We start from the raw sequence: 14,307 nt of genomic DNA on the forward strand, positions 1-14,307 counted from the left end.
TACAAAAAATGACATTATGAGTGTCGCGAATACCCTGAATTGGGGGGGAGGGGTGGGTACCCTTCACGGACAATTGTTGCAGCGCGGCGCACTCCAAACGCCGCAGGAGTTTTCTGTGTGATCAATCGTTTGGCTACGCCCTTGCTTGCTTTGCCGCGCCCCTTGAAGCGCATGCTGGCTCTGGGGGTCGATGCAATGCTCTGCGTCCTGTGTGTCTGGTTGGCATTCAGCTTTCGTTTCGAGCAATGGGTGACGCCGCGTGGTGTGCAGTGGTCAGCCATCGCGGTCGCTGTAGCCCTTGCGCTTCCCCTCTTTGTGGTGTTTGGGCTCTACCGAGCCATCTTTCGCTATGCAGGCACGGCTGCAGTCATGGCCATCGTGCGCGCGTGCGTATTGTTTGGCCTCGGCTATGCGTTGATCTTCTCGGTTGTCGGTGTGCGAGGAGTGCCGCGCACGGTCGGTTTGCTGGTGCCGTTGCTCTTGTTCTTGGCCATCGCCGGCTCGCGCATGTTTGCGCGCTATTGGTTGGGCGGTCTCTACATGAGCGCTCTGCAACGTAAGCAATTGCCTCAGGTTGTGATCTACGGTGCCGGTAGCGCGGGTTTGCAGCTGGCCGCAGCGTTGGCCCAAAGTCGGGACATGGTCGTCCGGGCTTTCGTTGACGATGACTCGCATCTCCAAGGCAACACGATCAACGGTCTGCGCATTCAGTCCTCCGATTGGCTCAGCGACAACGCTGCCAGTTGGGGCATCACAGACGTGCTCTTGGCGATGCCCTCGGCCAGTCGCGGACGCCGCGTTGAAATTCTGAACCAGTTGTTGCCATTGCATCTGCATGTGCGCATGCTTCCGGGGTTGCTCGATCTGGCCAACGGCAAGGTCCAGGTCAATGATCTGGTCGAGGTTGACATCGAGGATTTGCTGGGGCGTGATCCGGTCGAGCCGGTGGCAGACCTGCTCCACAAGCACGTCCGCGGCCAAGTGGTGCTAGTCACTGGCGCTGGTGGCTCCATCGGCAGTGAGTTGTGCCGGCAGATTGTTCAGCTGTCGCCTTCCACGCTGCTGCTCGTGGAATTGAGCGAGTACGCGCTCTATGGCATCCACCAGGAGCTGGAGCAGTTGGCGCCGAGCGTACGTGTCGTCCCGCTGCTCGCTTCGGTATGCGATGCGGCGCGGCTGCGCGAAGTGATGCGCGCCTGGCGTCCTGACACGGTCTATCACGCGGCGGCATACAAGCATGTGCCGCTCGTCGAGCACAACCCGGCAGAGGGTGTGCGAAACAACGCGATAGGTACGCTCACAACGGCGCGGATCGCCATGGAGTGCAAGGTCCCCAACTTTGTCCTCATCAGCACCGACAAGGCCGTGCGGCCGACGAACATCATGGGGGCCAGCAAGCGGGTCGCCGAAATGGCGTTGCAGGGGCTGGCGCAGCAGAGCTCGGACACCTGCTTCTCGATGGTCCGCTTCGGCAATGTGCTCGGCTCCAGTGGCTCGGTGGTGCCGTTGTTTCGCAAGCAGATCGAGGCGGGTGGCCCGATCACGCTCACGCATGCGGACATCACGCGCTATTTCATGACCATTCCCGAAGCTGCTCAACTGGTGATCCAGGCGGGTGCAATGGCTCAGGGCGGCGATGTCTTCGTGCTCGACATGGGTGAGCCCGTGAGGATCATTGACCTCGCTCGCCGGCTGGTAGAGCTTTCGGGGCGCACAGTTCGCGACGAGCATTCGCCGGACGGCGATATTGAGTTGCAGGTGACCGGGTTACGACCTGGAGAGAAGCTCTACGAAGAGCTCCTGATTGGTGACAGCGCGATGCCTACGGCGCACCCTCGTGTCATGAAGGCCCACGATCCCTGCCTGCCTTGGAATGAACTCTGGCGCCAGTTCGAGACGCTGAATGCGGCGCTCGAAAGCAGCGATGTGCCGATGCTGAAGCGGACGCTGACGCAGATGCTGCCCGGCTATCGGCCTCATGCGGAGGTTGTGGATTGGGTGCACATGGAGCGTCACCGCGTGCGTGACCGGGCTGTGCCGCTGGCAGCGGCCGCCGGCGCTGCGCAAGGGGGCGAGGCCGACCAGCCGTCCGCGCCGAATCCAATTGCCGTGGCAATCTGATTCTGATTCGATAGAACCGCGTCGTTCTTTTTTCGCCCCGACTCACCCGGGGTGATGCTGAGACCAAGAGCCCCGGATCGGGGCTCTTTTGTTTTCAGCCGGCGTCGTCTACTGCGCCCGCTTGAAGTCGAGGATGTTGTCCCCCGCCTTCGGCGCCTTGTCGTCGGGTGAAGAGAAGCTGAAAGCCTTCGGATCCCGTATCGACGTCATCTCGAAGAGCGGGTTGATTCGCCCCAGTTTGGCGCCACCGTCGCGTATCAGCGGAGCCCAGGCAAAATTCGCTGTGAACTTGCTCGAGCGCGGCAGCAGTGCATCGAAGGGGATGGACACATAGATGCCCTTGTCGAAGCTGCCTTCGCCGAACTGTGCGGCCGACACATTGGTCTTGGTGGCCCAGGCGCCGATCGTCACTCCGTTGTCGAAGCGGCGGCTGATGTCGAGGGTCACGCCTCGATCGCCCGCAAGGTATTGGCCGGCGCTGATTCTGGCCTGCACGCCGTTCCAGCCCGTGTCCCAATAGAGCGTGGCGTGGCCGGTGTTGACCTTGTAGTCGCGCAGACCGAGGTCTTGCGCGAAGTCTCGCTGCCGCACGTGGTTGACGTCGATGCCGAATGCGAATTTGCTGCGCCACGGACGGTAGAGCCACTCTGCGCCCACGCCGGCAAACATCGACTCGAGAGCGCCACCGTAGACGCTGTAGTACTGGTCTTCGTTCAGCCGGCCCACATGGGTCAGCTGAAACACCGGCATGGTCAACCGCTTGGTCGTTGCGTACTCGCGCTGGTAGGTTCGCACGCGGGGAAGGTTGCTGGGGGCTGTGTAGGTGAACTTGTCGAAGTTGTCGATCAAGCGCCAGTTCACCGCGGCATTCACCCACGTGCTGGGTGTGAAGCGGTACTCCGCCGTGGCCGAGACGCCCAGTTGATAGAGCAGGAAGGCATCGGGGCCGCCGAGGATCTGCGAGAAGCTCGGGGTCAGGCCGAAGGTGAGTTTTTCCGTGCGCCGCTCCCATGGCGCCATGGCCGGCGTCTCGCCGGGCGATGCGGTGGCTGTCGGATCGGCGGGCGTGCGCTGCGGCGATGTAGGTACGTAGAGCCCATCTTCGGTCCGGCCGCGCGGCGGGGCGTAGTCACGCTGGTCCGTGGCGCGCAGTTCTGCTGGCGTCTGCGCCTGGTAGTGCGCCGTCACCCACTCGCTGCGATCGACAACCTGCGTGTGCAGTGCCAGTCCACGCTCGTTGTAGTGAAGGATGAAGTGCTTGATCGAGGCCGGGGCATCGCGATGCATGACGGCAATGACCTGCTGCACGCGCGCCTCGCGATACACCGTGTGGCTTTCGGTGATCCACACGTGTGCGCTGTCGCCTTGCGGTGCAATGCGTTGCACGGTCCATTCGGTGCGTGCCTGGATCTCTGCAGCGGTGGTAGCCCAGCCGGGCGGATTGACTGGCGCTTCCGGGGTGAAGCGGGGCGGAGGCGGGTCTGCGGGCTTGCTGGCTCGCATGTTGGCCATGTTGGTGGACAGGGTCAGGCCCACCATCACTTTGTTGCCGCGTTCCAGGCCGGCGGTGAAGGCGACGCCGGGTGAATAGCGATATTCCAGTCCGACGTTGAAAGGCGAGCGCTGAACCTGGTTGTTCTGCTGGGGCTCGTTCTTGTAGTTGTTGCCCTCGTACTCGAGCTTGACGGTCAGGGGATCCCAGGGGGTGCGCCATTCGACGCCACCGAAGAGCGCGGCCGGGCCCCGGAAGAAGGAGTTGAAGTTTGCTTCGCCACCCGTCGACGAACTGGCGGAGCGGGTTCTGAAGCGGTTGCTCAGTGCGAGCAAAGGATTTCGGATGTTCCCGCTGCTGCCCATGTACCCCCAGCCGATGCCGAGGCTGAAGTCGAGATCGCCGTAACGTTTGTTAGCGACAAGGTACTCGGAGGAGAAGAGGCCGGTGCCGCCGAGGTCGCGAAAGCCCAGCGCCACTTCCGGCACATAGGCCGATTCGCGCAGCAGCCGCACCTTCACGTCGATGCTCTTGTCCTTGTAGCTCTGGCCTGGGGTATTGGCGAAATAGGTGCGGTTGCTGACCGAGGTGTAGCGAAAGCCCGCCTCCAGCCAGTCCAGCGGCTGGAACATCACGTTCAGTCGCGTATAGGGCGATACGTGGCTGATCGATGTGCGGAAATCGCCGGCCTCGCCCATGCGTGCCGTGGGCGTTTGGAGCAGACCTGTTTCGCCCCAGTCGTTGCTGCTTGTGCGCGGTGCTTTGTACTGCGGGGCCGAAGTGTCGGAGCGCACGGAGATGATGCTTTCCGGTGGCACTGACGGCAGGGCGGGCGTACTGTTCGCGATGACCGGCTTGGCTGGCCCAAGCGCTGCGGTGGTTGCGCGCAGCGTTGCCGTCTGGGGCGAGGGGCCTTGGGTCGCCAAGAACTTGATGATGCCTTCCGACGCGTCGACCAGTTCGGTCATGCCGCGCGGCGCGGCCCAGATCCATGCGCCAGGCGCCGGTTCGTCGGAAGGGTGGCCGTTCCAGGGGGCGATGCCCACCCGCGACGTCCGGCCGTCGGGCTGCGCAACCCATGCCCAATCGTGGGCGGTGTTGGGCGCGCAGGCTAGGACGTAGTCCCAAACGGTTCGGCCGGCTTCGTGCGCCACATGGCAGAGTTCTCCATCGGGCCGTACGACCGCGATGGTTTTCAATTGCGAGGGGGGCGCAACGAGCTGCTGTCCGGTCGACAGCACGGGATCTTGATCCGGGTGCGCTTGCAGCCAGCGAGGGTCCACGATGCCCAGCGCGACGCGACCGGTGATCGGGAGGTTCTGCAGCCACGTGATGAGCTTCAGTCGATCGAGTTGCTCGGAGCGCGGTGCGCGCCTGCTGGCCGCTTCGAGGCGCACGAGCAGGGTGTTCTTCAGGAACTGCTGGGCCAGCCGCTCCTGCGGCACGCGCCACGCCAGCCCGGGTGCTGCTGTGTCCCCTGGTTGGCGCAGCAGCCAGGTGCTCAGCCGTTCGCCAGGCCGCACCTTGGCATCATTTGCGGGTTCAACAGTGGCCGTGTTCTGCGGCGGCTCTGCCAGTGCGCCAAGACTCGCCATCAGCGCGCAGGCAAGGGCCGTTCGACGGGGCCAATGCGGGGGGCTGATGGCTTGCAGAAAGAGGGGGCTCATGTACCAGCGCGCGCCGCGGTGCCGGCTGCTGGTGCGGGGGGTGTCCACTGTTCGAAGCTCATGCAGAGGTCGCGGGAAATACATTGCTCCGAATACACGACCTGGGGGGCGCCAGAAGCAAACGAAACGCCGAAGCGGGCGGGTGGGACGGAGGCTGCTGCAGGGCGAGATGCACTGCGTTCTTCGTACCAACGCAAAGAGTTGGCGGACGCGCCAGCAAGGGCGCTGTCGATGGGAGGAGCGATTGATGTACGCGCGATGTCGTCGCGAATGCCGAAGCGATAGCCGGGCATCAGGTCGCGCTCTCGAACGTAGGTCTGCGTTGAATTGGCAGCATGAGCTTGCCAAGCAGGCGGATTGGAGAGTCGAACGTCGCGCCAGTCAATGGACAAGCCAGTCGTGCCGACCAACTGGCCATTCAGGAGTCGAACGACCTCACCCGAGCCGCTGTACCAAACCTCGACGGGCCCTTCGGCGCGCTGGTCGATGTAGCCGAGCACCATGAAAACGATGCGCCCATTGACGCCGGTTCTCAGGTATCGATAGCTGGGATTGAAATCGGGCTGGGCTGCTGCAGACTCACCGCGATAGAGCAGGCGAGCTGAATCCAGCATGGCTGAGGTTCCGGAGGAGCAACCGCCAACGCCCAAGCAAAACGTTGCCAAAAGGCAACGTTCTAAGAGTCGCGTGGCGGAAGCAACGCGCGGACTTTTCAGCGAATGCCCTCCTTTCGGGAGGGCAAGCAGCATTAACGCGTGCCGGTGGTACCCGTGCCGGTGGTACCGGTGCCAGGGACGAAGAAGCCGCCGCCACCGTTGCCGTTGTTGCTGCTACCGAGGGCCAGCATCAGAGCACCGGTGCCTCCAACAGCGCCCCATTGAGCGGGGGTCAGGCCGCCAAGGCCAGCAGCAGTTGCGGTCGGAGCGCCAGCGGGGCCCGGTGCAAATGCGCGAGTGTTGTTGCTTGCGGGCGCAGGGGTAACCTGCGTTTGGGCGAAAGCCGACGAGATTGCCAGGGTAGCAAGGGCGACGGTAGCAACCAGTTTGTTCATCTTCACAGTGATCCTCTCAAAGGGTTTTTTATGCTCTTGAGTCGAGGTTAGCAGCATCAGAAGTGTGCCGCAACTAATTTGGCCTTGGGGATGGGGCGTTTGCCACGGCATCCTTGTAACTGCATATTGCCTCGATTTTTGCTGGTGAATGTGACGGGCACATGTGTATCTCAATGCTACGTAACGTTCTGGCCAAGACAACCGTAACGGCGACGACGGGGGCATGGCTTTATCGCGAAAGTTCCATTCGTTGCGGTTGCATTTCTTCAATGAAATCAACACGCTGGCCTAAACCTCGTTGGGATTGCTCGAATAGCCGATCCGCAGGCACCGTTCCTGCAGTGTCCCGAAACGAAAGTTGACATTCAAGGTATGCCGCGGGGCACAACAAGGGGATATGCGTGATTCGATTGTCTGAGGGTGCGGTGGCGGAGGGTGTGCGGGTGCGCGCGGCAGAGGGCGCGCGTGGAGGCGCCTGCTCATGATGAATCACCAGTCCGTCAGCAGCGCGCATTCGGCGCCAGCACCCATTGGGCGATACGCCGCCTCGGGCTGTGCCTTCTTCGGGGCCTTGATCGTCGAAGGTGATCTGGTCCTGGCCGACCGCATGCGACGCCTCCTGTGCGACCTGGCCCCGGGGCGCCGCGTCGTGGTCGCCTCCACGCACGCGGAAGCGATCCATCTGCTGGCCGCGTTGCCCTACGACCTGGTGCTGGTCGACATGCACCTGACTGACAACGGCGGCGTCGCGCTTCTGTCGCATCTGCGCCGCGCCTACCCGCAGATCGACGCCATCGCCATGTCGATGAGCGACGACGGTCTGCTGGTCCAGGCCGCGATCTCGTCAGGGGCCTCCGGCTATCTGCTGACGAGCACCGACGATGCAGAGCTCTCTTTCTTGCTGCGCTCGATCGAGCGTGGCGGTTCGCCGATCGATGCGCGTGTCGCACGTCGCGTCCTCGGCTTGATTGCGGCGTCGGCGAAACCGGAGGGTGTCGAGTCCGCGCTGCGCGACGGCGACACGGTCTCGCCCCCGATGCCTGCTCCCGGGCTGCTGTCACCTCGGGAGCTCAATGTGCTGCGGCTGATTGCGCAAGGCTGGAGCAACCGGCAGATTGCCGAAGCGATCTGTCTCTCGATCAACACGGTCGAGTTCCACGCCAAGCGGATCTACCGCAAACTGGCCGTCAAATCGCGGACCCAGGCCGTTCGGCAGGCGACCCAATACGGGTTGCTGAGCTGAGCGCTGCGAGTCGCTGCCTGCTGTCGCGCACGCGCTGCGGCACCGTGCGGACGCGCGGCAATCATTGAAAAACCCTTTTGCGCCCCGCTACAATCTCGGGTTGACCTTGCTGTGGCAAAGGTCAGCCCCTGCTCCAGCGAAGAAGACTTAGAGGATCCCCATGAGTGACATGACCTCCGGCTCGCCCCGGATCGACACAAGCAAGCGGACGTGGTTGATCGCATCCAGCTGTGCCGGCGTAGCGGGCGGCGTGGCCACCGCAATCCCTTTTGTGAGCACATTCCAGCCGTCCGAAAAGGCAAAAGCCGCGGGCGCCGCGGTCGAAGTGGACATCTCGGCCCTCAAGGTCGGCGAAAAAATCACTGTCGAATGGCGCGGCAAGCCGGTCTGGATTCTCAAGCGCACCCCCGAACAGATCGCCGAACTCGCCAAGCTCGATGGCCAGCTCGCCGATCCGCTATCCAAGCGTCACCCCGACGAATTCACGCCCAAGTACGCACAGAACGGCCAGCGTTCGATCAAGCCCGATGTGCTGGTCGTGGTCGGTATCTGCACCCACCTCGGCTGCTCGCCGGTCGACCGCCTGCAGGCCGGCCCGCAACCTTCGTTGCCGAACGACTGGGAAGGCGGCTTCCTCTGCCCTTGCCACGGTTCCACGTTCGACCTCGCCGGTCGCGTCTTCAAGAACAAGCCCGCTCCTGACAACCTTCCTGTGCCTCCGCACATGTACCTGTCGGACACGCGCCTGCTCATCGGCGACGACAGCAAGAAGGCCTGAGGGAGACCACGAACATGGCTGAATTTCACGAAGTTTCCCCCAACGCTCCCGCAGGCGAGAAGCTGCTCAACTGGGTCGACAACCGCTTCCCGCTGACCAAGCTCTGGAACGACCAGTGGGGCAAGTACTACGCACCGAAGAATTTCAACTTCTGGTACATCTTCGGCTCGCTCGCGATGCTGGTCCTCGTGATCCAGATCGTGACCGGCATCTTTCTCGTGATGCACTACAAGCCCGACGCGAACCAGGCGTTCGCATCGGTCGAGTACATCATGCGCGACGTGCCCTGGGGCTGGCTCATCCGCTACATCCACTCGACGGGCGCCTCGGCGTTCTTCATCGTGGTGTACCTGCACATGTTCCGCGGCCTCATGTACGGCAGCTACCGCAAGCCGCGCGAGCTGATCTGGGTGTTCGGCTGCGCGATCTTCCTGTGCCTGATGGCCGAAGCCTTCATGGGCTACCTGCTGCCGTGGGGCCAGATGTCCTACTGGGGCGCCCAGGTCATCGTGAACCTGTTTGCTGCCATTCCGTTCATCGGTCCTGACCTGGCGCTGCTGATCCGCGGCGACTATGTCGTGAGCGACGCCACGCTGAACCGCTTCTTCAGCTTCCACGTCATCGCCGTGCCGCTGGTGCTGCTCGGCCTCGTGGTGGCCCACCTGATCGCGCTGCACGAAGTGGGTTCCAACAACCCCGACGGCATCGAGATCAAGGCCAATCGCGGTCCTGACGGCCATCCGGTCGACGGCATCCCGTCGCACCCGTACTACACGGTGCACGACATCTTCGGCGTGGTGGTGTTCCTCACGATCTTCTCGGCCGTGATCTTCTTCGCGCCCGAAGCCGGTGGGTACTTCCTGGAGTACAACAACTTCATCCCGGCCGATTCGCTGAAGACGCCGAACCACATCGCCCCGGTCTGGTACTTCACGCCGTTCTATTCGATGCTGCGCGCCACCACCGACGACATGGTCAACGTGTTCGCACTGATCATCGCGGCGGCCGCCATCTGGAACTTCGTCAAGGGCAAGTCGGGCATGGGCCTGAAGATTGCCGCCGTGGTCGTGGCCGCTGTCGCCATCTTCCTGCTCAAGACCTTCGACGCCAAGTTCTGGGGCGTGGTCATCATGGGCGGCTCGGTCATCATCCTGTTCTTCCTGCCGTGGCTCGACCACAGCGAAGTCAAGTCGATCCGCTACCGTCCGAGCTGGCACAAGTATGTCTACGGCGTGTTCGTGTTCCTGTTCCTGATCCTGGGCTACCTGGGCATCCAGGCACCCGGCGTCTGGGGCAACCTGGTCATCGGCTCGTTCGCCCTGGACATCGCCCAGACCATCTCGCAGATCGGCACGCTCTTCTACTTCGGCTTCTTCCTGCTGATGCCGTGGTGGAGCAGCAAGGGCGAATTCAAGACCGTGCCCGAGCGCGTGGTCTTCGCCGCCCATTGATGCGCGAGAAGTGCAAGAGAGCTTGAGAGAAACACGATGAAGAAAAGAATTTCCGGCTGGCTCGCTGTCATGGGTCTGGCTTTGGGCCTGACCTTCTCCGCGACCGCATCCGCCGAATCCGGCGGTCTGGCGTGGGACAAGTCGCCCAACAAGACCACCGACGTGGCGGCACTGCAGAACGGCGCCAAGCTGTTCGTCAACTACTGCCTCAACTGCCACTCGGCCGCCTTCATGCGCTACAACCGCCTGCAGGACATCGGCATCAGCGAGCAGCAGATCAAGGACAACCTTCTGTTCACGACCGACAAGGTCGGCGAAACCATGAAGGCCAACATCGACGCGCGCCAGGCCAAGGAATGGTTCGGCACCACGCCGCCCGACCTGACGCTGGTTGCACGTTCGCGCGCTGGCCACGGCGGCACGGGCCCCGACTACCTGTACACCTTCCTGCGCAGCTTCTACCGCGACGACACCAAGGCCACGGGCTGGAACAACCTGCTGTTCCCGAGCGTCGCCATGCCGAACCCGCTGTGGGAACTGCAAGGCGAGCGCCTGCCGGTGCACGCCAAGGTCGAGCAACACGGTCACGCGACCGACGTGTTCACGGGCAAGTGGGAACAAGTGACCCCCGGCACGCTGACCCCGGTGCAGTTCGACAGCGCAGTGGGCGACCTCGTCGGCTACCTGCAGTGGATGGCCGAGCCTGCACAGAACACCCGCGTGCGCATCGGCGTCTGGGTGCTGCTGTTCCTGGCCATGTCGGTGGTTTTCGTATGGCGACTGAACGCCTCGTACTGGAAAGACGTCAAGTAATTCCGTTCACGCCGATCGGGCGCCTCGTGCGTCCGGTCCCACAGAGTGGGTTGCCCAGGCGACCCACTCTTTTTGATTTTTAGGAGTCTCTCGCCATGATGGTCTTGTATTCAGGAACGACCTGCCCCTTCTCCCACCGTTGCCGCTTCGTGTTGTTCGAAAAGGGCATGGATTTCGAGATCCGCGACGTCGATCTCTACAACAAGCCCGAAGACATCAGCGTGATGAATCCGTACGGCCAGGTGCCGATTCTGGTCGAGCGCGACCTGATCCTGTACGAGTCGAACATCATCAACGAGTACATCGACGAGCGCTTTCCGCATCCGCAGCTGATGCCCGGCGATCCGGTCGACCGCGCCCGCGTGCGCCTGTTCCTGCTCAACTTCGAGAAGGAACTGTTCGTGCACGTCGCCACGCTCGAGAATCGCACCACCAAGGGCAACGACAAGGCCATCGAAAAGGCACGCTCGCACATCCGCGACCGCCTCACGCAGCTCGCGCCCGTGTTCCTCAAGAACAAGTACATGCTGGGCGACAACTTCTCGATGCTCGACGTGGCCATCGCACCGCTGCTGTGGCGCCTCGACTACTACGGCATCGACCTCAGCAAGAACGCGGCACCGCTGCTGAAGTACGCCGAGCGCATCTTCTCGCGCCCGGCCTACATCGAAGCACTGACCCCGTCTGAAAAGGTCATGCGCAAGTAAGTAAGCTGCGTGCTTGCTTTCCTCGTAATTCGCCGTCCTTCATGATCAACGCGCTCGAGTCCTCTTCCACCCGCCCGTACCTCATCCGGGCGCTGTACGAGTGGTGCACCGACAACGGGTTCACGCCCTATGTCGCGGTGCTGGTCGACGACACCGTCCAGGTGCCGCGCGAGTACGTGAAGAACGGCGAGATCGTGCTGAACATCAGCTTCGACGCGACCAGCTCGTTGAAGCTGGGTAACGACTTCATCGAGTTCAAGGCCCGCTTCGCAGGCACGGCGCGCGAGATCAGCGTGCCGGTCGGCCGCGTGATCGCGATCTACGCCCGTGAGAACGGCCAGGGCATGGCGTTTCCGGCACCCGTGCCGGCCGCCACGTTGGACGATGGTGGCAATGACGCTGCCTCGGCGACTTCATCGCCGAACAGCGCGCCGCGCATGCCGCTGCGCGATGCCTCGCGCGGCACCGAAGGCGACGCCAGCAAGGTGTTCCATCTGGTGACTGGCGAGGACGACGAGGCGGTCGATACCGACTCGGAGGCTGTCGACCCGACCGAGCCGCCGCGCCCGCCAGCCGGTGGCGGCTCCAGGCCGTCGCTCAAGCGCGTCAAGTGACGACAGGTCGGGCCCAAAATCGGTCGCTTAGAATCTTAGCCAACACTGTTTTCAGCCGCTTTAGCTCAATTGGTAGAGCACCCGCCTTGTAAGCGGAAGGTCGTCAGTTCGATTCCGACAAGCGGCACCACAACAAAGCCCGGTAACGTCTAAGGACGTCCGGGCTTTTTTTATAGTGGCGAAAAAAACCTACACGGCGACTTTGGGATTTGAGCGAGGCTCTATAGTCGGTCCCGCAAATCCTTCGTCCCTCGCATGAAAATTGGGTTTGGTGAGCGTTCCGGGTGACGGTTAATCTTCCAGAAATCGTTGAACATCGAATTGATTTCTGAGGGATTTTGTTGATGCTTGAACCTTTTGCTGGAGTTGATTTTAGATTGAAAAACGAAGGGAAATCATGAAAAGACGTACCCTTTTTAAGAAATTCACCCCCCTATTGGTGTCGGTTTCGGCTGGGGCATTTCCAATTATTAGCAACGCTAAGGAACAGAGCCTCACTGACCGTGCTCCTAGTCTTTCGGACTATAAAGATTTGTTGAACTATTCGGGGCCTGCAGTCACGGTTCGCGTTGTCGGCAGAGGGACTTCTGATGGGAAAGAAGGCGTTTTTCAGTACAACGCCTTAGCGCCAAATAGAACGAACGGCGGAACGGCGTTCGCCCATGTCTCCGGGGTCGGTGCGTGGATGCGGCAGTTTGTGGGGGGGCTGCATTCGAGCTGGTTCGGTGCCGTCAGTGGGCGCGATACCAGTGCCTCTGCGGAGTTGCAAGCCTTATTTGATGCGGCTGCAGGAGGTTTAGCCATCATCGATCCTGGAGTTTACCGCTGTACGTCCAGCTTGATACTTCGTGGAGATCTTTCAGCTCACGGCGCTGTGCTGAATTTCTTTGGTGCGAAGGCTGGTGGGGCTGTAAATGCGTGTGTATATCAGGTCGAACAAGGAAACATTGACGGCCTGCAGATTAATGCTGCTGGCGTTTCTAGTTGCTGTGCGGGTGTCTGGGTAAATGCAGATTTACAGCAAAAACGCCCATGCAAATATAACTTGACTATAAAAAATGTATCAAACAATGACAAAACTCAGCCGGCTTATGGATTCATACTAGTTCGCTCCTCGAACTCGAATTTTAAAGATGGCGATTATGATATCCGAGTAAGTGTCGAAAATATTCAAGCTGCGGCGAATGGACGAATTGGGGACGCAGGAGGTGCTGCACGCGGCATTGGTGTTTCTTTTAACGCTAGAGGATGCACTCCGCGAGTAAGAATCCATGACTCACTTGTAAATGGTGTCAAGAGTGGCTCGGCTCCCTTTGGAGAAGATGCCGATGGTATTGGCATTATACAAGTGGATCATGCTGAGCCTGGTGCGGGTGGGTCCTACCTAATTGAGAATTGCGTTGTCAATGAATCAATGGGCAGGGGGTATAAAATTCAAGCGCCAAACACAACTCTGGATAATTGTATTTCTCGCGGCCGATGCCTTGAAAGTTTTTCAACTTATTCTCCCAATACAAGCATTAAGAACTCAAAATCCTACAATTCTGGTGCGGCGTGCATTTCTGTAAATGGGGATGGCTGTATCATATCTGAATTCTACGGGGATAGCGTAGGCTTTGCACCGCTGCGAATTTATGCGACTGCGAACAACACCAAGATTTCAGGGGGCACATTTATTTATCGTGCGCCGGTCACTTTCGATAAAACGCTTCGGGCTTGTATGTTTGCGGCGAACACGGTTTCGGTGTCAAATTCAGTTTTTAAAAATACGTCGGGGCAAGGAACGGGAATTCGAGCGTTGGGGGCGATAAAATTAAATATTTCCGATTGCGATTTCAAGGATTTGGAATACGGAGTGTCTTTTGATGCTTCTTGTATTGGGGTCGCTCTTATTGAGAATAGCTTTATTGATGTTTCTAATGATGGATTGATTTGCTTTGGGAATTTTCCGTTGACCGTTGCCGTGAAGAAAACAAAAATATCTGCAGGGCGTCGAGGGATAAATTTGTATTCTTCTGGTGGTTTGGCGTCGGCTGCGGCTCATATCGAGAATTGTACTGTGAGTGCGGGAGCAGATGGAATTACAAGCGGACAAGGCTCTCTGATTCTAAATAACAAAATCAATTCCACGGCGACACGTTCTGACAGTCATGGGATCTCTCTTAAAGGGCATTCAGAGGCTTCAGGAAACACTGTTGGATTATTTAAATATAATTACGTTTATGAGGATCCAGCCAAATTTTCAATCAGTAGAAATATATCAATTTCCGCAGTAGAAACGGGATATTTTAGGCCAGGCGAAGATAAAAAAGTCAAGAAGAAAAACTTGGAGAAATAAGATTTCTATAGCCTGGTGTGCGTTCGAACGGC

10 protein-coding genes and 1 tRNA gene are annotated in these 14,307 nt (G+C 60.2%); 9 read left to right on the forward strand and 2 right to left on the reverse strand.

The features are described from left to right. Nucleotides 1-117 precede the first annotated feature (117 nt). Nucleotides 118-2,121: a polysaccharide biosynthesis protein gene (locus tag IG196_RS04470; protein ID WP_192195187.1), complete on the forward strand. Its 2,004-nt coding sequence runs from the start codon at nt 118-120 to the stop codon at nt 2,119-2,121. 108 nt (nt 2,122-2,229) lie between these two features. On the opposite strand, the gene IG196_RS04475 is transcribed toward IG196_RS04470, so the two are convergent. Continuing rightward, on the reverse strand, nt 2,230-5,280 hold the full coding sequence (locus IG196_RS04475; protein ID WP_192196920.1) for a YjbH domain-containing protein: 3,051 nt from the start codon (nt 5,278-5,280) through the stop codon (nt 2,230-2,232). Then, complete coding sequence (locus IG196_RS04480; RefSeq protein WP_192195188.1) at nt 5,277-5,894, reverse strand: YjbF family lipoprotein; 618 nt, start codon at nt 5,892-5,894, stop codon at nt 5,277-5,279. Before IG196_RS04480 ends, IG196_RS04475 begins: the two co-directional genes overlap by 4 nt. A 918-nt stretch (nt 5,895-6,812) precedes the next feature. Between IG196_RS04480 and IG196_RS04485 the strand changes: the two genes are divergently transcribed. The 8 genes from IG196_RS04485 (at nt 6,813) to IG196_RS04520 (ending at nt 14,275) form a co-directional block, all read left to right on the forward strand. Further along, nucleotides 6,813-7,574: a response regulator transcription factor gene (locus IG196_RS04485; RefSeq protein ID WP_225616926.1), complete on the forward strand. Its 762-nt coding sequence runs from the start codon at nt 6,813-6,815 to the stop codon at nt 7,572-7,574. Nucleotides 7,575-7,734: 160 nt separating this feature from the next. Next, nucleotides 7,735-8,352, forward strand: coding sequence for a ubiquinol-cytochrome c reductase iron-sulfur subunit (gene petA, locus IG196_RS04490; protein ID WP_099795338.1), 618 nt, complete (start codon nt 7,735-7,737; stop codon nt 8,350-8,352). Nucleotides 8,353-8,366: 14 nt separating this feature from the next. Continuing rightward, nucleotides 8,367-9,803, forward strand: a complete 1,437-nt coding sequence (locus IG196_RS04495) for a cytochrome b (RefSeq protein WP_101490964.1) — start codon at nt 8,367-8,369, stop codon at nt 9,801-9,803. 36 nt (nt 9,804-9,839) lie between these two features. Further along, on the forward strand, nt 9,840-10,616 hold the full coding sequence (locus tag IG196_RS04500; protein ID WP_192195189.1) for a cytochrome c1: 777 nt from the start codon (nt 9,840-9,842) through the stop codon (nt 10,614-10,616). Between the two features lie 95 nt (nt 10,617-10,711). Beyond that, entirely contained in the window at nt 10,712-11,323 is a 612-nt protein-coding gene (locus IG196_RS04505) for a glutathione S-transferase N-terminal domain-containing protein (protein WP_056572661.1), read from the forward strand. Between the two features lie 41 nt (nt 11,324-11,364). Continuing rightward, nucleotides 11,365-11,937 (forward strand): ClpXP protease specificity-enhancing factor, encoded by a 573-nt coding sequence (locus IG196_RS04510; protein ID WP_192195190.1) that lies wholly within the window; start codon nt 11,365-11,367, stop codon nt 11,935-11,937. Nucleotides 11,938-11,991: 54 nt separating this feature from the next. Beyond that, nucleotides 11,992-12,067, forward strand: a tRNA-Thr gene (locus IG196_RS04515). Between the two features lie 267 nt (nt 12,068-12,334). Next, entirely contained in the window at nt 12,335-14,275 is a 1,941-nt protein-coding gene (locus IG196_RS04520; protein ID WP_192195191.1) for a NosD domain-containing protein, read from the forward strand. Nucleotides 14,276-14,307: the final 32 nt, after the last annotated feature.

The sequence above is a fragment of the Variovorax sp. 38R genome (genome assembly GCF_014843395.1).
Taxonomy (GTDB): Bacteria; Pseudomonadota; Gammaproteobacteria; order Burkholderiales; family Burkholderiaceae_C; genus Variovorax; species Variovorax paradoxus_H.